The organism is Bacillus sp. NPDC094106 (genome assembly GCF_044764345.1).
Classification (GTDB): Bacteria; Bacillota; Bacilli; order Bacillales; family Bacillaceae_G; genus Bacillus_A.
This window is the reverse complement of the sequence record NZ_JBIWHY010000012.1, coordinates 15,536-35,168: the sequence shown is the minus strand read 5'-3', so window position 1 is coordinate 35,168 and position 19,633 is coordinate 15,536. Positions and strand designations below refer to the sequence as shown.

Sequence of the window (19,633 nt, the reverse complement as noted above, 5' to 3'; positions counted from 1 at the left end):
AAAGAAACTGAAAAGTGAGGAAGGTATTTTGAAGACGTTATACATCAATTATACGGGTTCGGAAAAGAGAGTGGCTATAGAAGAAAAACAAAAGATTGTTGAGCTTTTATGGCAACGGAATGAGGAGCAAGAAATTGTTGGGCATATTTATGTTGGACGTGTTGTGCGAACGATTGCTGGGATGAATGCAGCATTTGTAAACATCGGTTTAGAAAAACACGCTTACCTTTCATATGATGATGTGCCAGCGTCATATCGAGTACATGAAGGACAAGCATTGCTCGTGCAAGTGGTAAAAGAAGCGATTGATACAAAAGGACCGAAGCTAACAGCGAATGTAGAATTTACCGGGAAATATGTCGTTTATATGCCATACGATGAAATGCGTGCTGTTTCCCGGAAAATAAAAAGTCATAAGAGGAGACAACAATTACTTGAAATTCAAGTAGAAGGAACGGGAGGATATATTTTTCGTTCAGCATGTGAAAAAGGTACAATTGATGAAATACAAGCTGAAATGCAACATTTTCAAGAGCTATTTGAAGAATTAAAAAGAAAAGAAGGGCAAGGAAAGGCACCGATACTACTTCATCGCCCAGCAACTTTTTTAGATCGTGTATTTCAAGAGAATCCTATTGAATCGGTAGAAAAAGTAATTGTAGATACAAGAAGTATCGTAAAGGAATTGGAAGATAAAGTAGGAAAAGAAAAGGTGTCATTCTACAGTGAAAAGTCTTCTATGTTTAGTCATTTTGGTGTAGAGCGAGAAATTGAAAAAGCACTGCAAAAAATCGTATGGTTACAGAACGGTTCATATTTAATCATCGAACAAATGGAGACGATGACAATAATCGATGTGAACACTGGGAAATTTACCGGGAAACAAAACTTACAGGATACAGTAGTGCGAACAAATGAAATGGCTGCCGAAGAAATTGCTCGCCAGTTAAGGCTTCGTGATATTGGGGGCATGATATTAATTGATTTCATTAATATGAAAAAACAGGCGGATAAGGAGAAAATAAGAGAGAGCTTAATTACGACTTTACAAGGGGACCGTACCTATACGAGAGTACTTGGATTTACCGAACTAGGTATTTTAGAAATGACACGTAAGCGCAAAAAACACTCGCTGCGTGATGTATTACTAGAAGATTGTTCACAGTGCAAAACGACAGGGTATATCATTTCTAATGAAACAATCGCATATGAGCTAGAAAGAGAGCTTATTACATATAGTCATGTAGAAGATGAAGCGGTACTAATCGCAGCACCGAAAGAAGTACAAAAAGCATTTTTACAAAAAGAATTACAAAAAAATATACCGTTTCAAATTTATTTTACAGATGAAGAAGCTGAGAAGTATGCGATTATTCGATTTGGAACGAAGCAAGAAATGATGAATCGAAAAAAATAGTTAGCAGAACATTTATTGACAATCGTCTATGTTTCATGGTAACATCTCTATGTTATAGTTTATAGCACCTAAATGGCTATATGCTACAACCGCACAAGACAGGTTCCCAAAAGACAGTTCATGTCTACCTCGTGTTGGCGAGTCTTAGTAATTATGAGGAGGTGCAAGTATGTACGCAATTATCGAAACAGGTGGAAAACAAATCAAAGTTGAAGCTGGTCAAGAAATCTACATTGAAAAATTAGATGTTGAAGCTGGTGAAACTGTTACTTTTGACAAAGTTCTTTTCGTTGGTGGCGAAAACGTGAAAGTTGGTAGCCCAGTTGTAGAAGGTGCAACAGTTACTGCGAAAGTTGAAAAACAAGGTCGCGCTAAGAAAATCATCGTTTTCAAATACAAAGCGAAAAAGAACAATCGTAAGAAACAAGGTCATCGTCAACCTTACACTAAGCTAGTGATTGAAGCAATCAACGCTTAATTCTGGTTAAGATGATTAAATTTACGATAAGTCGCACGAAATTAGGAAGTATCCAATCATTTAAAATGACTGGACATGCCGATTATGCACCGCATGGACAAGACCTTGTCTGTGCTGGAACAACAGCGGTTGTGTTCGGATCTATAAATGCAGTGGAAGTACTTTGTAATGTACAGGCAACTATTGAACTCGGAAGTGATGGCGGATTTTTAACGTATGAATTGCCTAATGATTTAGACGCTCATACGATGGAAAAAGCACAAACGCTTTTAGAAGGATTGGTTGTTTCGCTTAAGACGATCGAACTTGATTACGGAAAGTATATCCGTTTAATAGAAAAAATGCAGGAGGTGTAACGTATGTTAAGATTAGATCTTCAGTTTTTCGCATCTAAGAAAGGTGTAGGTAGTACAAAGAACGGTCGTGACTCTCAGTCAAAACGTCTTGGTGCTAAACGCGCAGATGGTCAAACGGTTTCAGGTGGTTCAATTCTTTACCGTCAACGCGGTACAAAAATTTATCCAGGTGTTAACGTTGGTCGTGGTGGCGATGACACTTTATACGCGAAAGTTGACGGCGTAGTACGCTTCGAGCGTCTTGGCCGTGACCGCAAACAAGTGAGCGTATATCCTGTTGCTCAAGAAGCATAAGAAACTCACGGAAAACTCTAACCTGAGTGCAGGTTAGAGTTTTTCTATATTAAGGGGTATCTGGATGAATAAAAAATGGACAATTATAGATGCGTTGAGCCATTCTAGGCATGATTGGCTCAATCGTATGCAGATGATTAAAGGAAACCTCTCCCTCGGAAGAGTGGAAGAGATTCATGGGCTCATCGATTGTTTTGTCCAAGAAGCGAGACAAGAATCCAATCTGATGGGGCTATCGATGCCTTTATTTTCAGAATGGATTTTAACATATAATTGGAAACAGCAGCCGTGCTTATTGGAGTACGAAGTATTGGGGAAATTACATAACTTATCTCATTACGATGAAGAAGTGTGTACGTGGACGAATGAATTTTTCTCAATGCTTCAGCATAGTTTAGACGTTTATGTTGAAAATTATGTTTGTATCACAATTGAATGTGACGCGGAGAATGCTCGTTTCTTTTTTGATTTTCGTGGCAAGCTAACGAATGTAGAAGAACTGCAAACGTGGCTTACAAACCAAAATAATGAATGGTATTCCATTTCTTATACAGTGCGAGACGACGAAGTCTCGGTTATATTACAACCAATCGAAAAAAGTGTGGTGAAATAATGTTTGTAGATCAGGTCAAGATATATGTAAAAGGCGGCGACGGTGGAAACGGAATGGTTGCGTATCGTCGTGAGAAGTATGTTCCAAAGGGTGGCCCAGCAGGTGGTGATGGTGGTAAAGGTGCAGATGTTGTTTTCGTTGTTGACGAAGGCTTACGTACATTAATGGACTTCCGCTACCAACGTCATTTCAAAGCTGATCGCGGTCAACATGGAATGAGCAAAGGACAACATGGCCGTAAAGCTGACGATTTAATCGTAAAGGTTCCACCAGGAACAGTTGTAAAAGATGAAGAAACTGGTCAAATTCTTGCGGATTTAGTAACGCATGAGCAATCAGCTGTTATTGCAAGAGGTGGTCGTGGTGGCCGTGGTAACTCACGTTTTGCAACACCGACGAACCCAGCACCAGAAATCGCTGAGAACGGGGAACCAGGTCAAGAACGTGATGTAATCTTAGAATTAAAAGTATTAGCGGATGTTGGACTTGTTGGATTCCCAAGCGTAGGTAAATCAACATTATTATCCGTTGTATCATCAGCACGTCCGAAAATTGCAGAATATCACTTTACAACAATCGTTCCAAACCTTGGTGTTGTTGAAACTGGTGATAACCGCAGCTTCGTTATGGCTGACCTTCCTGGATTAATCGAAGGAGCACATGCGGGCGTTGGACTTGGACACCAATTCTTACGTCATATCGAACGTACACGTGTTATCGTGCATGTGATTGATATGTCTGGTTTAGAAGGCCGTGATCCATATGAGGATTATGTTACAATCAATGCTGAATTAAAAGAGTACAATCTGCGTTTAACAGAGCGTCCACAAGTTGTTGTTGCAAACAAAATGGATATGCCAGATGCAGAGGAAAACTTACAAGCATTTAAAGAGAAAGTAGGAGACGAAGTTCAAATCTTCCCAATCTCTGCCGTAACAAAACAAGGTGTTCGTGATCTATTATTTGAAGTAGCAAACTTAGTGGAAACAACACCAGAATTCCCAGTACATGATGTTGTAGACGAATCTGAAGCAAATGTAATGTACAAATTTGAATCTGAAGGATCTAAGTTTGAAATTACACGCGAAAGTGACGGTACATTTGTCATTTCTGGTTATGATATTGAGAAAACATTCAAGATGACAGACTTCTCACGTGATGAATCTGTACGTCGTTTCGCTCGTCAAATGCGCGGAATGGGTATTGATGAAGCTCTTCGTGCACGCGGTGCAAAAGATGGTGACATTGTAAAAATTCTTGAATATCAATTCGAATTTATCGATTAAGACTGCCAAAATACGGCAGTCTTTTTTATAATGGAGAAAGGAGTGTAATTTGTAAGAAGGGTATATTGATTTTAGATGTCAGAAGAATCAAAGAAATAGTCACTCCGCAGTAAGATACAAGGGGAGAAAGAGAGCATGTATAAAATATTAATTGTAGAAGATGACGAAAAAATTGCAGAAATATTAGAAGAGCATTTAGGGAAGTATGGCTATCAATCATTTCGAGCGACGGATTTACGCCATATAAAAGATGAGTTTGTGAAAGTGAATCCGCATTTAGTTTTACTCGATATTAATTTACCGTACTTTGATGGTTTTTATTGGTGTCGTCAAATTCGAACAGTATCTAACGCACCGATTATTTTCGTCTCTGCACGAACAGGAGAAATGGATCAAGTTATGGCAATTGAAAATGGTGGGGACGATTATATTACAAAGCCATTCCATTTAGATATTGTAATGGCAAAAGTAAAAAGTGCCCTGCGCCGTGGATATGGTGAATATGCTTCATCGACAGAAAGTGATTGCTTGGGCGTGAGTGGATTATTACTATTCCCATCACAGCATACAGTAGAGTGGCAAGGGCAGCAAATAGAGCTTACAAAAAATGAGTTTTATTTACTAGAGTGTTTAATGAAGCAGGCGAATCAATATGTAACACGTGAAGAACTCTTAGAGGCGTTATGGGATGAAGTAGCTTTTGTTGATGATAATACATTAACTGTGAACGTAAAACGCGTGAGGAAGAAACTAGAGGAACTTGGAATTAAAAATGCAATCGTTACAAAACGTGGGTACGGTTATGCCCTTCTTACAGAGTGGGGAGAAGGACATGAAGCCTAAAAGTTACCTCGTGGATCGTTTTCCTTTAATCCTTTCTTATGTTGTAAGCCTTTGCTTATTTGGACTCGTATTACAGTTACAAAGTCTTTTAGAAAAGCGTCCACTTGATTGGAGTACGTGGCTATATGGACTTTTATTAGGGACGGTCGTGTTTATTTCATACCTCGTGTATGATTATCGAAAACGAAGCGTGTTTTTAAAGAGAATAGAACAATATATCACTGGCGGACATACGTTACATGACTCTTTACTCATTGATGCTTCTTATACATCGGAACAAGAAATGATTGTAGAAGCATTCACTTTGCTGAGACAGCAATATATGAATGAAGTTCATAAGCAGCATGCGAAAGAACAGCAGCAAATGATCTTTATGAACCAATGGATTCATCAAATGAAAACACCGGTATCAGTTATTGAATTATTGTTGCAGAAATTTGGAAAAGCGCACCGTGAAGCAAGAGAAACGGTTGAAAGTATACGAGAAGAAAATAACCGTATTTTAAATGGTTTAGATTTAGCATTACATATGGCAAGGTTAGAGCAGTTTGCCAAAGATTATAAAGTAGAAGTAGTAAATGTCATAGATGTCGTTCGAGATATTATTAATCAAAATCGAAAGTCTTTTATTCAATCTTCTGTATATCCGAAATTAATGTTTGAAGAAGATGCTTGTATGGTTGCATCTGACAGAAAGTGGATTAGTATCGCAATTAGTCAAATTGTTGTGAATGCAATAAAGTATACAAAAATCTCTCAAGCAGATAAAAAAGAAATTCAGTTTCAAATAGAAGAGAAGAATCAGAAAATTTTATTACATATTCGTGATAATGGAATTGGTATCCCGAAGCAAGATGTAAAGCGTGTATTTGATCCGTTCTTTACCGGGATAAATGGCCGAAAAACGAGGGAAGCGACAGGAATGGGATTATATATTACAAAGGAGATTTGTGATAATCTTCATCACGGAATTCAGGTGCAATCGACTGAAGGGGAAGGCACAACATTTACATTCCAATTTGCAAAAGACGAAGAATATCATGCTTTGACGAGAAAAATGACAAAATTGTAAGATAACAAATGGTTTTGTAAGGGAAATCACTCGTTTCTTTTTCTCATTTTTTTTATAGTAAATGTAAGAAGAAAACGCATAGGGGGATTAGAAATGAGTGTTCTTGAAGTAAAAGGGTTAACGAAGGTGTATCAATCAAAAGGTTCAGTGGCAACGACCGCTTTAAACGATATAAACTTTAAAATTGACGAAGGCGAATTTGTAGGAATTATGGGTCCGTCAGGAAGCGGGAAAACAACGCTTTTAAATTTATTAGCAACAATTGATAAACAAACATCAGGACATGTGTATGTAAATGGTGAAGAAATTAGTCAAATGCGTGCTGCCAAACTAGCAGAATTTCGCCGTACGCATTTAGGATTCATTTTCCAAGACTTTAACTTACTTGATACGCTATCTATTAAAGAAAATATTATTTTACCACTCGTTATGGCGAAGAAATCTGTAAATGAAATTGATACGAAAGTACTAGAAATTGCGAAGTTTTTAAACATCGAAGGTATTTTAAACAAAAAAGTGTATGAAGTATCAGGTGGGCAGCAACAACGTGCCGCAGCTGCGCGTGCCATTATTCATGAACCTACATTAATTTTAGCAGATGAGCCGACAGGAAACTTAGATTCTAAATCAGCAAAATCATTAATGGGCGCATTGCAAGATTTACATGAGCAGAAGAAAGTAACGATTGCAATGGTAACACATGATCCAGTAGCGGCTAGTTACTGTGAACGTATTCTCTTTATCCGTGATGGAGAAATTTTCTCGGAAATTCATAAAGGAAAAACAAAGCAAGCCTTTTTCCAAGAAATTTTGGACGTACTTGCGATGCTAGGAGGAGAATATCATGAACTTTCGCCAGCTCGCGCTTAATAATGTAAAAGGAAATTGGCGTAATTATAAAGCCTTTCTTATTAGTAGTTGTTTATCGATTGTCGTATTTTTCATGTATGCTTCCTTCATTTATCATCCAGATGTAGTGAGCGGAAATATTAGCATGAGGGCTATGGTTACAAAAGGGCTGGAATCAATGAACTATATCATTGTCATCTTTTCGGCACTGTTTATTTTATATGCTAATGCAACATTTTTACGAGCACGAAAAAAAGAATTTGGTTTATTGACGTTAATTGGTGGTACGAAAGCTCAGATTGGCCGCATGATTGTTTTAGAGCAAATGATCCTAGGGGTAATCGCAATTATAATAGGGATTGCACTTGGTATGCTTGGCTCAAAACTTTTCTTCCAAGCGTTAAGTGTATTACTTGGCATTGATAAAACACTTCCGCTCGTATGGAATGGAAAAGCAGTTTTCATTACAGCTGGTGTATATTTCGTTCTCTTTTTCATCCTATCATTATTTGGTCTTTGGACGATTGCACGTTTACAAATTATTGATTTATTAAGAGAGGCAAGAAAACAAAAAGTAGAGCCTTTTGCATTTACATGGTTATGTGTAGTTGGTGTAGGATGTATCATTGCTGCATATGTACTTTGTTTCCAAGTTACAATTATGAATTTCCTTATGTTATTTTTACCGATTGTAGGACTTACAATTGGGGGAACGTACTTACTATTTACACAAGGTAGCACTGTCATATTAAAGGCGTTACAGAAACGAAAAAAATCATATTATACATATCCAAATATGTTTGTACTCAGCAATCTTATTTATAAAATGAAAGATAATGCTCGCTTTCTCTTTGTTATTTCAATTATTACAGCGATTGTTTCTTCGGCAATTGGTACGCTATATGTATTCTTTGAAGATATGAGTTATAAAACGGTAGCTCAAATGCCACATGCTATTTCATATGAGGAAAAGGGAGTAAATACGCATAACATTATTAGTGAAGAAAAAGTACAAGGATTATTAAAAAAGCATGGATTTGAAGATGCGCGAAAAGTAGCCTACGTAAAACTGCCTGCAACGCAGAAAGTAACGTTTTTTAACAGTGAACATGAAGTACCAACGACGATTATTTCAGAAAAAGAATATAATGCGGAAGTACGCAAACAAAAGAAGGAAGAAGTTAGAGAAGTTCATAACACATCAGGTAGTGCGACGATGGTCATGAGTGATATGACAAATGATATGGTGAAGATAGATCGTACGAAACCCTATGAAATTACAATTAATGGACAAAAACAGTCTGTTCAGTTAAATGAACCAACTTCATATTCTATTTTTAATGATGACGAATATCTTATTGTGAATGATCAAGATTTTGAGAAATACGCAAAGCTCATACCGGATGAAAAAAAGATGAAATATTATGGTTATTATATTGAAGATTGGAAAAGTACAGAAAATCTTGTGCTAGATTTGAAAAAGGAAATTGCACCAGAACAACAAGAGAATTTCCATAATTCCGTTCTTATGTATAAGGCGATAAAGGAACAAGGTGCAATCACAATGTTCATCGGTTTCTTCGTAGCGGTACTGTTTTTCTTCTTCGCTTGCAGCCTGACATACTTTAAATGGTTTAACGATAAAGAACAAGATCGTATTCAATTTAAATCATTAAAGCGAATTGGAATGACAGATAAAGAAATTCGTAAAATTGCAATTCGTCAAATGGGAGTTATATTCTTTATCCCAATTGTGATTGGTGCTATTCATAGCGGATTTGCTCTTCATACATTAGGGAAAATGCTTTATATAGATTTATGGAAATCAGGTGCGATTGTGATTGGAGCATATATGTTAGCTTCGGCAATTTACTTTGCAATTGCACAAAGAGGATATTTAAAACACGTAAAAAGCTAGGGGAACCTCTAGCTTTTTACGTGTGCAAAGGGGGCATGCAGATGAATGTTCGGCAATTAGCAATACAAAATATAAGAGGAAATTGGCGTAGTTATAAAGTATTTTTCTTGAGCAGTTGCTTTGCTATATTTGCTTCTTATGCGTATATGTCAGTAATTGTACATCCTTATATGCAAGAAACGATGTGGTATCAAAACGTACGATGGGGACTCACTATATGTAATGTCATTATTATTTGCTTCTTTATTGTATTTATTTTGTATTCCACTTCTATTTTCATAGAGGCACGTAAAAAAGAATTAGGATTATATATGTTAATGGGGGCGACGAAGTCTAATTTAATTGGCATGATAATGACCGAACAAATGTTGATCGGGTTTTTTGCTAACGTTTTCGGTATTGGAATTGGCATGATATTTTTAAAGCTCTTTTTCATGGTATTTAGTATGCTACTTAGACTTCCAAAAGAATTAACTCTTATTTTTGATATAAAAGCTATTTTTATAACGTTTATTACATATACAAGCGTCTTTTTTGTTTTATCATTCTTAAGTGCTTTGCGTATATGGAATATAAAAGTGATTCGTTTATTAAAAGAATTTCGAATGGATAAAAGTGAAGCGAAAAGTTCAAAATGGCTTTGTTTATTTGGATTTTTCTGTTTAGTGCTTGGGTATAGTTTAGCTCTCCAAACGACAATGTTAACGATGGGATTATACTTTATTCCAGTTGTTATATTAATCTCTGTTGGAACATACTTTTCATTTACACACGGTGCTACACAAATATTAGAAATGATAAAACGAAATAAAAAAATAATGTATACGTATCCGTATTTGTTTATAGTAAATCAACTATCACATCGAATGAAGGAAAATGGACAGTTCTTCTTTCTTTTATCTATGGCAACGACGGTTGTTGTTACAGTAACGGGTACGGTGTTCTTATATTTTTCAAGTATGGAAGAGATGTGGCGCGGAGGAGGAGCACAATCGTTTTCATATATAGAAAAAGGGGTTAAATCTCATGAGATTTTTGATAAAGGTACCATTGAAAATTTATTACATAAACATAGGTTTCATAAATTCCGCTATACGAATTTTGTAGGATTACAAACAACATTTCAGTCTAATAATAGGGAAAATACAGAGGCAACTATAATAAGAGCGAGTGATTATAGTAAAGAGGCAAAAGAGCAAGGACAGAAGAGTTATCATCCACAAAGAGGAACCGTTACCCTTGTTTATTATAATAAGTATAATGGACCAGTTTTATATAATAAGAAAAAGATTCAATTAAATGTGTTTGGACAAACGTTAGAGTATACATTTAACGGCCAAAAAGAAGGAATGCTATTTAACAATCATATCACTCAAATGAATGGAATATTTTTCGTCATGAATGACCAAGATTTTAATAGTATAGCAAACACAATTCCTGATTCTGAAAAAATTATATATCGAGGTTACACATTAAATAATATTGAAAATACAAAGAACTTAAACGAAGATTTACGTAAACATATGAAACACAATCAGGATGGTGCATTCCGAAATAATATGGAATTGTATGTGAATATGAAGGAAGTTGGAGAATTTACTATATTTGTTGGTTCGTTTATTAGCATATTATTCTTTCTCGCATCATGTAGCATTGTATATTTTAAATGGTTTCATAATATTTCATCGGACCGTAAGCAATATCAAGCCCTCTCTAAAATTGGAATGACGAAGCAAGAAGTGTGGAAAATTTCTCGTTGGCAATTAAGCATGTTATTCTTTTCGCCTATTGTAGTAGGGAGTATGCATAGTGCGGTTGCGTTATATACGTTCCATAGGACAGTTTTTATGGAAGGCTCATTTCAAAAAGTATGTGTTGTAATTATGTTTTATCTTTTGGCATGTGCTATTTATTTCTTCTTCGCCCAAAAAGAATATATGAAACATATAGACTAGCAAATGCTAGTCTTTTTGAAATATTCGAAAATTACGTAGAAAAATATAAATATTCATGGTATAACAGTAAGAAAATGAAAAAGGAGGGAAAAGACGATGATTCGAGTTGGATATTTAGGACCAGAAGCAACATTTACAAATATGGCGGTGAGTCGTTTTTTTCCGGAAGCAGAGCATGTACCGTATCGAACGATTCCAGATTGTATGGATGCAGCAGCAAATGGAAATGTAGATTTTGCAGTTGTACCGTTAGAAAATGCGATAGAAGGTTCTGTTAATATTACGGTTGATTATCTTGTGCATGAGCAGCCGCTTTTCATCGTAGGAGAAATTACAGTGCCGATTCAGCAACATTTACTTGTGTATCCAGATCATGAAAAAGCGTGGAAAGAAGTGTATGCTGTACATTCTCATCCACATGCAATTGCACAATGTCATAAGTTTTTAAATGAAGAATTAAAGGGTGTAACAGTTCGTGATATGACTTCCACAAGCGCAGCCGCACAATTCGTGAAAGAACATCCGGAAGAAAAAATCGCTGCAATTGCAAATGAAACGGCAGCGGAAAAGTATGGCTTAACAATTGTGCAGCGTGATATTCATACGCATAAAAATAATCATACGCGTTTTCTTGTGTTACATAAAAAACAAAGAGCATTGCTCAAGAAAAATGGAGAGAATCGTGGAGAGAAAACAACGCTTATGATAACGTTACCTGCTGATTATGCAGGGGCGCTTTATCAAGTATTATCAGCTTTTGCATGGAGAAAATTAAATTTATCAAAAATCGAATCCCGTCCGATGAAAACGGGACTTGGCAACTACTTCTTCTTAATTGATGTTGATAAGGCATACGATGACGTTTTGTTGCCAGGCGTGACGATGGAGCTTGAGGCGCTTGGTTTTTCTGTTACAGTGCTTGGGAGTTATTCATCATATTGGTTGTAATTATAAAAAGATCCCGCCAGATAAAAGGTGGGATCTTTTATATTATTTCAATTTTGCGAGACGATCTGTGAATTGTTCATGCCAAACTTCTGCTAGTTCTGGAACAGCAAGAATCTTTTCCATTGCCTCTATATCTTTTCGTCTATGAAAATATATTTCGTTAGAAAATAGAACAGAAACTTGATTTGGATGACGCTCTAGCAGTTTAATTTGTGAGTCTTTACGTACAATACCTTCTTGAAGAACACGGCATAAATAACCGGTATATCCAGTTGCCACAATGCGCGGTAAGATGCCAGGGATACCGAGGCGTTTTGAAATGGTACTACATGGTATTCTAGCTTGTGTCACTTGAATGATTGCTTCGCCTAATTGATATGTATCACCGATGAAAACATCACGTTCTAACATATCGGTAACAGTAATGTTTTCACCAAATGTAGAAGAAGGAAGCGTTGTTTGAAATTCTTGTTCCCATAATGCGTAATGTTCATGTGGATAGACGCAAACAGCACGATCCGGGCCACCGTGATGCTTTAAGTCAGCTACATCATCACCGAGGAATCCGTCTTTAGAGAGGAAGGCTTCTTCTATAGGCTCTTTACATATGCCTGTTATCATTTCTTTATCTTCGTTATACTGCATTTGTTTTGGTTTACCGATGCTAAAGTGAACGAGTTCAATTCCCATATGTAGTCTCCTTTACAATTGTTTTCAATATTATACCACCTTATAAATAAAAGCACAGAGAATGATGAAAACCTCTGTGCTTTATATTAATAAACGAGAAATCCAGCTCGATCTAGCGCGTCGCAAGCAGCATTTAATTTTTCTTTAGAATCTGCTTCAATTGTATGTAAGTGAATACCACCTGTTAACTGTGAGAGATAGGAAGCATTTGTATCCTCAATCTTTTGTAAATATTGTTCAACATCAAAGCGGTTGCTTACCATAATAGAGGCTGTTAAGTCACCGTATACAGGATGCTCTACTTTTACGTCTTTAATTGTAACTCCGTGATCGACAAGCATGATTAGTTCTTGGCGGACTTCTTCTGGCTTATGTTGGCAGACGATGACGCGTTCAAAAGCTTGCTGTTTTGTCTGTGGCTTTAAATATAAGTACCCTTGTGCAGTTGCGATAATTGGCTCGTTTCGCGCTTTTAGTAAGGAGATATCTTGTACAATGACTTGTCTGCTGACATTTGTCTTCTTAGATAATTCCCCCCCGGATAAAGGCTCATTAGCCGCAAGGAGCCATTGCAGGATGAGTTGCCTTCTTTCTTCACCTAAAATCTTCTTTTGATCATTTTGTTTCATTATGATTTACCACCTCTATAAAATGGATTTCTAATTGTTTGTAGTGCATGAATGGTCATATCAATTTGTTCTTTTGTTGTGTGATGTCCAAATGAAAAACGAACATACTGTTTTGCCTCTTCATACGTTTTCCCAACTGCAAGCATTGTTTTTGAAGGTTCTTGTTTACCAATCTGACAAGCACTTCCCGTTGAAATGGCAATGCCGTGACGGTTACATTCTAACATCGTGTACTGTCCTTCTATTCCTTTTATTGTAACCCCAATAATGTGTGGTAAACAAGCAGTAGAATGTCCTTCTACTTGAATTTCTAAAGAAAGTGATTGCAATCTATCAATAAAGTAAGAGCGTAATTGTTTGAAACGAGCGTATTCCTTATCGCGATTATCTAATGTATGCTCTGCTGCTGTCAGAAAAGAAGCGATGCCCGGGACGTTGACTGTACCAGGACGAAAGCCTCTTTCATGAGACGCTCCTGGGAACACTTGTCCCCAGCGAACTTGCGGATTGATATAGCAAGCTCCTACACCTTTTGGTCCATAAATTTTATGTGCTGAAACAGAAAGACTATCAATTTGCATCGTTGTCACATCGATTGGAAGTTTACCAAATGTTTGAACACAATCTGTATGAAATAAAATATGGTGTTTTTTTAAGAGTGCCCCAATTTCTGAGATGGGCTGAACGGTTCCAATTTCAGAATTTCCATGTTGAATACTTGCTAGAACAGTATCGTCTGTAATGGCTGCTTCTAAAGCATCTAGATTAATAAGTCCGTATGTATCAACGGGAATTTCAGTAATTGTATATCCTTGCTGCGCTAAAGAGTGAAAGTAGCTGTGAATGGATGCATGCTCCACAGGGGTCGTAATAATGTGTTTACCGCTTCTAGCATTTAAGAGTGATTGGATCGCTAGATAATTAGATTCTGAACCACCACTTGTAAAAAAGACACCCTGTTCCTTCCCGCCAATCATCTCTGCAAACATTTCTCTGCAAACTTGTAGTAAAGATGCAGCTGATCCACCTATATCATGTAAACTTTGTTCATTACCAAAATATTGTTCTGCTGCCTTTGTATATGTTTCGATTGCGTCTTTGCTCATTGGTGTTGTTGCCGCATAGTCCAGATATATCATAATGTGTAGTCCTCTCTATAGTAGAGTTACATGGATTTTTTATTTTTTAGTAGTATTTAGTAGTGTGAGAGTTTCTGTAAGTTTCGCAATGAATGACTTAATAAAAAACTCTTGTCATTATTTTAAATCTATGTAAATATAGGTGTCAAGACAGTTGGAAAGTGTAAATTAGGAGGCAATTATCATGCCAAGTACAGATGTTTTAATCATTGGAAGTGGTGTTGCAGCATTTAGTGTGGCGAAAGAGATTTGTCACGAAAAGAATGTGATAATTATCACAAAAAAAACGCGGCACAATAATAATACGCATTTAGCTCAGGGAGGAATTGCAGCAGCTGTAGCTACATATGACAATGCGGATAATCATTATGAGGATACGTTAGTGGCAGGTTGTAATTATAACAATAAAGAGGCAGTTCGTTATTTAGTTGATGAAGGTCCGAAAGAGATTCGTAAACTGATTGCAAATGGTATGAAATTTGATGGAGGTGAAAAGAGGCCTCATCTTGGTAAGGAAGGTGCACATCGAAAACGACGCATTTTACATGCGGGAGGAGATGCAACAGGAAAAAATTTATTAGAGCATTTGATTCAAGAAGTAGCTCCGTACGTTACAGTCGTGGAGCAAGAAATGGTGCTCGATTTAATAATAGAAAATGATACATGTATAGGTGTTTTGACTCGCGATTGTGAAGGGAACTTGCAGCGTTATTATGCTGACCATACTGTATTAGCTACAGGTGGTATTGGCGGTGTATACACTTTTACCTCTAACGATGAAACGATTACAGGTGATGGACTCGCAATTGTATACCGGGCCGGTGGAGAGCTTGTCGATTTAGAGTTCGTACAATTCCATCCAACAATGTTATATGTAGACGGGCGTTGCTGTGGGCTTGTGTCTGAAGCGGTGCGCGGCGAAGGGGCTGTCCTTATAAATAGAAAAGGACAGCATTTTATGATGGATGTACATCCGCAGCGTGATCTTGCACCGCGCGATGTAGTAGCACGTGCTATTCATGAACAGATTCTTGCTGGCGAAAGTGTGTACTTAGATATTTCTTCGATTCGAAACTTTAAGCAGCGTTTTCCTACTGTGTCGTCATTATGTAAAAAGAATGGTGTAGATGTAGATCAAAGTAAGATTCCAGTTGTACCAGGTGCTCATTTTCACATGGGCGGTGTGAAAACGAATTGTGACGGAGAAACATCAATTGCTCATTTATATGCCGTGGGTGAAGTAGCTTGCAACGGTGTCCATGGTGCAAACCGATTAGCGAGTAATTCATTGCTAGAAGGACTTGTATTTGGTAGACGGATTGGGCAACATATTTTAGCTCATCCAGCACAAAGGAACATAAGTGATAGTAAAGGGATACAAACAAGTTCTGCAATCTCTCAGTTACCAACGAAAAAAGAAATACAAGAACATATGATGAAGTACGTTGGAATTGTTCGGACAAAGCAGAGTTTATTGCATGCGAAGAAATGGCTTAATCAGTATGGTATGCAACACATGCAATTACAATACGATGGCCTTACAAATAAAGAAATAACCATTATAAACATGCTAACAGTCTGTGAGTTGATGACAGAGGCAGCAATGCGAAGAAAAGAGAGTATAGGTGGTCATTATCGCAGTGATTATCCAGAAAGAAATAAAGTGATGGAAGAAATTATTCTTGCAAAAAGAAAATCACAACTTGTGTAACGAGGGGAAAGAGGGGTTTTATGAACACGTTAAAAGTTAGAGAAGCATTAAATCGATTTTTTCTAGAAGATATAGGGGAAAGAGATATAACGTCGCAACTTATTTTTCCGGATAATTTAGAGGCAAAAGGAACATTTCTTGTGAAGGATACAGGTGTATTTGCAGGTACAGCGGTCATTGAACAAGGATTTCGACTAATAGATGAAAGAATTCAAGTCGAACTTCATAAAAAAAATGGAGATCTCGTAGAGAAAGGTGAAATTTTAGCAACTGCGCAAGGACCAATTGCCTCTTTATTAACAGCAGAGCGCGTAATATTAAATGTAGTTCAACGCATGAGTGGTATAGCAACGATGACGCGCAGGGCTATTCTTACATTAGACAGTAATCATACGCGTATTTGTGATACAAGAAAAACAATGCCAGGACTTCGTATGTTTGATAAATATGCGGTTGTATGCGGAGGTGGATTTAATCACCGCTTTGGATTATACGACGGTGTCATGATTAAAGATAACCATATCGCTTTTGCAGGATCTATTACAAAAGCAGTCGCATCTGTGAAAGAAAAGCTTGGACATATGGTGAAAGTAGAAGTGGAAACAGAGACAGAAGAACAAGTGCGAGAAGCTGTATCGGCAGGTGCGGACGTTATTATGTTTGATAACCGTACACCAGAAGAAATTCGAGAATTTTCTATGATTGTACCTAGTGCAATTGTAACGGAAGCATCAGGTGGTATAACAATTGAAGATTTATCAAAATACGGAAAAACAGGGGTAGATTATATTTCGCTTGGATTGTTAACACATTCAGTGAAAGCTTTAGATATCAGTTTCAATATAGAAGCGTAAGGAGAAAGTGGATTAGAGGGGGAGATTACTGATGAGTATTTTAGAGAAAGTTCAGCCAATTGAAATGCTGTTACCAGAGCGATACCAGACAATGTCTGTGCAAGAGATGGAAGAACGTGTTCATGAAATTAAAGAAAAATTAGGTAAAGAGTTATTTATTCCGGGACATCATTATCAAAAAGATGAAGTTGTTCAGTTTTCAGATGCTGCTGGAGATTCATTGCAACTTGCACAAGTGGCAGCGAGTAATAAGGATGCCAAATATATTGTGTTTTGTGGTGTGCATTTTATGGCAGAAACAGCTGATATGTTAACGACAGATGAGCAAGTAGTTATTTTACCAGATATGCGTGCAGGTTGTTCTATGGCGGATATGGCAGATATTGAACAAACAGAAAGGGCATGGGAAGAACTTACAAAGTTATTTGGGAATACGATGATTCCATTAACATATGTGAACTCTACTGCAGCTATTAAAGCATTTTGTGGCCGTAATGGTGGCGCAACAGTAACGTCTTCAAATGCAAAAAAAATGGTGTCTTGGGCATTTACGCAAAAAGAGCGTCTAGTCTTTTTACCAGATCAACATTTAGGAAGGAATACAGCATATGATTTAGGGATTCCACTCGATAAAATGGCGGTTTGGGATCCGCATACAGATTCATTAGAGTACGACGGAGATATTGAGGATGTAAAAGTAATTTTGTGGAAAGGACATTGTTCTGTTCACCAAAATTTTACTGTGAAAAATATTGAAAGCGTAAGAAAAAATCATCCTGATATGAATATCATTGTTCATCCAGAATGCTGCTATGAAGTTGTTGAAGCTTCTGATTATGCTGGATCAACAAAATATATTATCGATAGGATTGAACAGGCGCCATCTGGAAGTAAATGGGCGATTGGTACCGAGATGAATTTAGTGAACCGGATTATTCATCAGCATCCCGATAAGGAAATTATTTCATTAAATCCTTTTATGTGTCCTTGTTTAACAATGAATCGTATTGATTTACCACATCTGCTTTGGGCGTTAGAAACGATAGAGCGGGGAGAACAAGTCAATGTCATTCAAGTAGACAAACAAGTCACAAAAGAAGCAGTTCTAGCATTAAATCGTATGTTAGAGCGTGCTTAAAAGCAGCGGGGTTCCCGTTGCTTTTTTATTGCATATAATCATAACTAGGAAGAAATAGGCATACATTGTGTTGAGGAAATCATTGTAATTTTTATATGCTTATTCCACTTTGAACAATAGTGAAAATGTAAGAAGTGCTAAAAAGTGAATTGTTTGTAAAAGCAGTATTGATAAAGTTTGGTTTTTAAAGAAAGTATTCCTTCAAAGTGTTTTTATTTATAGATAAGTTATACAGGAGGGGGAAAATTTGAAAATTCATATCGTGCAAAAAGGGGATACCCTTTGGAAAATTGCGAAAAAGTACGGAGTGGATTTTGAAACGCTGAAAACGGCGAATACACAGCTCAGTAATCCAGATCTTATTATGCCTGGCATGAAAATTAAAGTACCATCAGGCAGTGTTCATGTGAAAAAAAATGTGGGTGCTGGTTCAGCCCCTCCGAAAGAATATGTGAAGGAAGTACAACAAAAAGAATTTGCAGGCACACCTAAGCCACTTGGGATAGAAGAGGAAGAAGAAATGACGTATCAATCCGCACCAATTACGCAGCAGCCAGCCATGCAGCAAACTCAAAAAGAAGTACAGGTGAAGCCGCAAAAAGAAGTACCAATTCAAAAGGAAATGCCAATCCAAAAAGAAAAACCGATTCAAAAGGAAGTACCAATCCAAAAAGAAAAACCGATTCAGAAGGAAGTGCCAATTCAAAAAGAAAAACCTGTAGAGAAGCTACCTGCTGTTGAAAAGCCAGCTGTGATTGAAAAACCACCAATTGTTGAAAAGGTAGAAAAGCCTGCAGTAAAAGAAAGTACAAAGTTTTCAGTAAATATATTGCCGCAACCACCGCAGCCGCCTATTAAACCTGCAAAAGAATATAAAATTTCAGATGTAATAAAAAAGGGAAGCGAGTTAATTGCTCCTCAAATTAATAAAATGAAGCCAAATAACATAATTGCTCCGAAAACGAAAAAAGAAAATGTAAGCAATATAGTGTCGCCACAAGTACAAAAAGAAAATGTAAGCAATATAGTGTCGCCACAAGTACAAAAAGAAAATATAAGCAACATGGTGTCACCACAAGTACAAAAAGAAAATGTAGGTAACATGGTGTCACCACAAACGAAAAAAGAAAATGTAAGCAACATAGTATCGCCGCAAGTACAAAAAGAAAATATAGGAAATGTAGTTGCGCCACAAGTACAAAAGGAAAATGTGGGCAACATAGTTGCACCAAATGTAACAAAAGAAAATCTTATCATTCCACAAGTCTTGCCACCGAATATTACGATGCCGATGATGGAAAACAACCCAATGCCAAACATAATGCCGATGATGGAAAACAACCCAATGCCAAACATAATGCCGATGATGGAAAACAACCCAATGCCAAACATAATGCCGATGATGGAAAACAACCCAATGCCAAACATAATGCCGATGATGGA

19 protein-coding genes and 1 other annotated feature are annotated in these 19,633 nt (G+C 37.0%); of the genes, 16 read left to right on the top strand and 3 right to left on the bottom strand.

The genetic code is table 11. From position 1 onward, the window contains the following. The first annotated feature begins 28 nt into the window (after positions 1-28). The 12 genes from ACIQ7L_RS17700 to pheA all read left to right on the top strand — a co-directional run bounded on the left by ACIQ7L_RS17700 (position 29) and on the right by pheA (position 12,029). Positions 29-1,417: an Rne/Rng family ribonuclease gene (locus ACIQ7L_RS17700; protein ID WP_400570780.1), complete on the top strand. Its 1,389-nt coding sequence runs from the start codon at positions 29-31 to the stop codon at positions 1,415-1,417. A gap of 77 nt (positions 1,418-1,494) precedes the next feature. Then, positions 1,495-1,572: a sequence feature (ribosomal protein L21 leader region), on the top strand. A 14-nt stretch (positions 1,573-1,586) separates the two neighbouring features. Then, the gene (gene rplU, locus ACIQ7L_RS17695) at positions 1,587-1,895 is read left to right on the top strand and encodes a 50S ribosomal protein L21 (RefSeq protein ID WP_000270909.1); all 309 of its coding nucleotides are present in this window, start codon (positions 1,587-1,589) and stop codon (positions 1,893-1,895) included. A gap of 11 nt (positions 1,896-1,906) precedes the next feature. After that, complete coding sequence (locus ACIQ7L_RS17690; RefSeq protein ID WP_400570779.1) at positions 1,907-2,251, top strand: ribosomal-processing cysteine protease Prp; 345 nt, start codon at positions 1,907-1,909, stop codon at positions 2,249-2,251. Between the two features lie 3 nt (positions 2,252-2,254). Then, on the top strand, positions 2,255-2,545 hold the full coding sequence (gene rpmA / locus ACIQ7L_RS17685) for a 50S ribosomal protein L27 (protein WP_000944957.1): 291 nt from the start codon (positions 2,255-2,257) through the stop codon (positions 2,543-2,545). Positions 2,546-2,609: 64 nt separating this feature from the next. Next, entirely contained in the window at positions 2,610-3,158 is a 549-nt protein-coding gene (locus ACIQ7L_RS17680) for a Spo0B C-terminal domain-containing protein (RefSeq protein WP_400570778.1), read from the top strand. Next, the gene (gene obgE, locus ACIQ7L_RS17675) at positions 3,158-4,444 is read left to right on the top strand and encodes a GTPase ObgE (RefSeq protein WP_400570777.1); all 1,287 of its coding nucleotides are present in this window, start codon (positions 3,158-3,160) and stop codon (positions 4,442-4,444) included. Before ACIQ7L_RS17680 ends, obgE begins: the two co-directional genes overlap by 1 nt. Before the next feature lie 135 nt (positions 4,445-4,579). Then, complete coding sequence (locus tag ACIQ7L_RS17670; protein ID WP_400570776.1) at positions 4,580-5,287, top strand: response regulator transcription factor; 708 nt, start codon at positions 4,580-4,582, stop codon at positions 5,285-5,287. Continuing rightward, entirely contained in the window at positions 5,277-6,359 is a 1,083-nt protein-coding gene (locus tag ACIQ7L_RS17665; protein ID WP_400570775.1) for a HAMP domain-containing histidine kinase, read from the top strand. The genes ACIQ7L_RS17670 and ACIQ7L_RS17665 overlap by 11 nt, the downstream gene beginning before the upstream one ends. Before the next feature lie 93 nt (positions 6,360-6,452). Then, a complete protein-coding gene (locus ACIQ7L_RS17660) occupies positions 6,453-7,229 on the top strand; it encodes an ABC transporter ATP-binding protein (RefSeq protein ID WP_400570774.1) in 777 nt (258 codons plus the stop codon). Further along, on the top strand, positions 7,204-9,126 hold the full coding sequence (locus ACIQ7L_RS17655; RefSeq protein WP_400570773.1) for an FtsX-like permease family protein: 1,923 nt from the start codon (positions 7,204-7,206) through the stop codon (positions 9,124-9,126). Before ACIQ7L_RS17660 ends, ACIQ7L_RS17655 begins: the two co-directional genes overlap by 26 nt. Positions 9,127-9,167: 41 nt before the next feature. Further along, positions 9,168-11,081 (top strand): FtsX-like permease family protein, encoded by a 1,914-nt coding sequence (locus ACIQ7L_RS17650; RefSeq protein WP_400570772.1) that lies wholly within the window; start codon positions 9,168-9,170, stop codon positions 11,079-11,081. Positions 11,082-11,177: 96 nt separating this feature from the next. Continuing rightward, complete coding sequence (gene pheA / locus ACIQ7L_RS17645) at positions 11,178-12,029, top strand: prephenate dehydratase (RefSeq protein WP_400570771.1); 852 nt, start codon at positions 11,178-11,180, stop codon at positions 12,027-12,029. A 42-nt stretch (positions 12,030-12,071) separates the two neighbouring features. Here pheA and ACIQ7L_RS17640 read toward each other — a convergent pair whose 3' ends face one another. The 3 genes from ACIQ7L_RS17640 to ACIQ7L_RS17630 all read right to left on the bottom strand — a co-directional run bounded on the left by ACIQ7L_RS17640 (position 12,072) and on the right by ACIQ7L_RS17630 (position 14,490). Next, positions 12,072-12,719 (bottom strand): MOSC domain-containing protein, encoded by a 648-nt coding sequence (locus ACIQ7L_RS17640; RefSeq protein ID WP_400570770.1) that lies wholly within the window; start codon positions 12,717-12,719, stop codon positions 12,072-12,074. Positions 12,720-12,805: 86 nt separating this feature from the next. Continuing rightward, complete coding sequence (locus tag ACIQ7L_RS17635; RefSeq protein WP_400570769.1) at positions 12,806-13,348, bottom strand: transcription repressor NadR; 543 nt, start codon at positions 13,346-13,348, stop codon at positions 12,806-12,808. After that, on the bottom strand, positions 13,348-14,490 hold the full coding sequence (locus ACIQ7L_RS17630; protein WP_400570892.1) for an IscS subfamily cysteine desulfurase: 1,143 nt from the start codon (positions 14,488-14,490) through the stop codon (positions 13,348-13,350). The genes ACIQ7L_RS17635 and ACIQ7L_RS17630 overlap by 1 nt, the downstream gene beginning before the upstream one ends. A gap of 181 nt (positions 14,491-14,671) precedes the next feature. On the opposite strand from ACIQ7L_RS17630, the gene nadB reads away from it, so the two are divergent. The 4 genes from nadB to safA form a co-directional block, all read left to right on the top strand. Then, positions 14,672-16,198, top strand: a complete 1,527-nt coding sequence (gene nadB / locus ACIQ7L_RS17625; protein WP_400570768.1) for an L-aspartate oxidase — start codon at positions 14,672-14,674, stop codon at positions 16,196-16,198. A gap of 20 nt (positions 16,199-16,218) precedes the next feature. Continuing rightward, complete coding sequence (gene nadC, locus ACIQ7L_RS17620) at positions 16,219-17,052, top strand: carboxylating nicotinate-nucleotide diphosphorylase (RefSeq protein ID WP_400570767.1); 834 nt, start codon at positions 16,219-16,221, stop codon at positions 17,050-17,052. Between the two features lie 31 nt (positions 17,053-17,083). Beyond that, positions 17,084-18,190, top strand: a complete 1,107-nt coding sequence (nadA, locus tag ACIQ7L_RS17615) for a quinolinate synthase NadA (protein ID WP_400570766.1) — start codon at positions 17,084-17,086, stop codon at positions 18,188-18,190. Positions 18,191-18,437: 247 nt separating this feature from the next. After that, positions 18,438-19,633 (top strand): SafA/ExsA family spore coat assembly protein (gene safA, locus ACIQ7L_RS17610; RefSeq protein WP_400570765.1); only part of this gene is annotated, 1,196 nt, incomplete at its 3' end.

Coding starts and splice junctions, on each gene's coding strand:
- ACIQ7L_RS17640 (WP_400570770.1), bottom strand. CDS start 12,719: ATGGGAATTGAACTCGTTCACTTTAGCATCGGTAAACCAAAACAAATG.
- ACIQ7L_RS17655 (WP_400570773.1), top strand. CDS start 7,204: ATGAACTTTCGCCAGCTCGCGCTTAATAATGTAAAAGGAAATTGGCGT.
- ACIQ7L_RS17680 (WP_400570778.1), top strand. CDS start 2,610: ATGAATAAAAAATGGACAATTATAGATGCGTTGAGCCATTCTAGGCAT.
- pheA (WP_400570771.1), top strand. CDS start 11,178: ATGATTCGAGTTGGATATTTAGGACCAGAAGCAACATTTACAAATATG.
- ACIQ7L_RS17690 (WP_400570779.1), top strand. CDS start 1,907: ATGATTAAATTTACGATAAGTCGCACGAAATTAGGAAGTATCCAATCA.
- nadC (WP_400570767.1), top strand. CDS start 16,219: ATGAACACGTTAAAAGTTAGAGAAGCATTAAATCGATTTTTTCTAGAA.
- ACIQ7L_RS17665 (WP_400570775.1), top strand. CDS start 5,277: ATGAAGCCTAAAAGTTACCTCGTGGATCGTTTTCCTTTAATCCTTTCT.
- nadA (WP_400570766.1), top strand. CDS start 17,084: ATGAGTATTTTAGAGAAAGTTCAGCCAATTGAAATGCTGTTACCAGAG.
- rpmA (WP_000944957.1), top strand. CDS start 2,255: ATGTTAAGATTAGATCTTCAGTTTTTCGCATCTAAGAAAGGTGTAGGT.
- rplU (WP_000270909.1), top strand. CDS start 1,587: ATGTACGCAATTATCGAAACAGGTGGAAAACAAATCAAAGTTGAAGCT.
- obgE (WP_400570777.1), top strand. CDS start 3,158: ATGTTTGTAGATCAGGTCAAGATATATGTAAAAGGCGGCGACGGTGGA.
- ACIQ7L_RS17650 (WP_400570772.1), top strand. CDS start 9,168: ATGAATGTTCGGCAATTAGCAATACAAAATATAAGAGGAAATTGGCGT.
- ACIQ7L_RS17660 (WP_400570774.1), top strand. CDS start 6,453: ATGAGTGTTCTTGAAGTAAAAGGGTTAACGAAGGTGTATCAATCAAAA.
- ACIQ7L_RS17635 (WP_400570769.1), bottom strand. CDS start 13,348: ATGAAACAAAATGATCAAAAGAAGATTTTAGGTGAAGAAAGAAGGCAA.
- nadB (WP_400570768.1), top strand. CDS start 14,672: ATGCCAAGTACAGATGTTTTAATCATTGGAAGTGGTGTTGCAGCATTT.
- ACIQ7L_RS17670 (WP_400570776.1), top strand. CDS start 4,580: ATGTATAAAATATTAATTGTAGAAGATGACGAAAAAATTGCAGAAATA.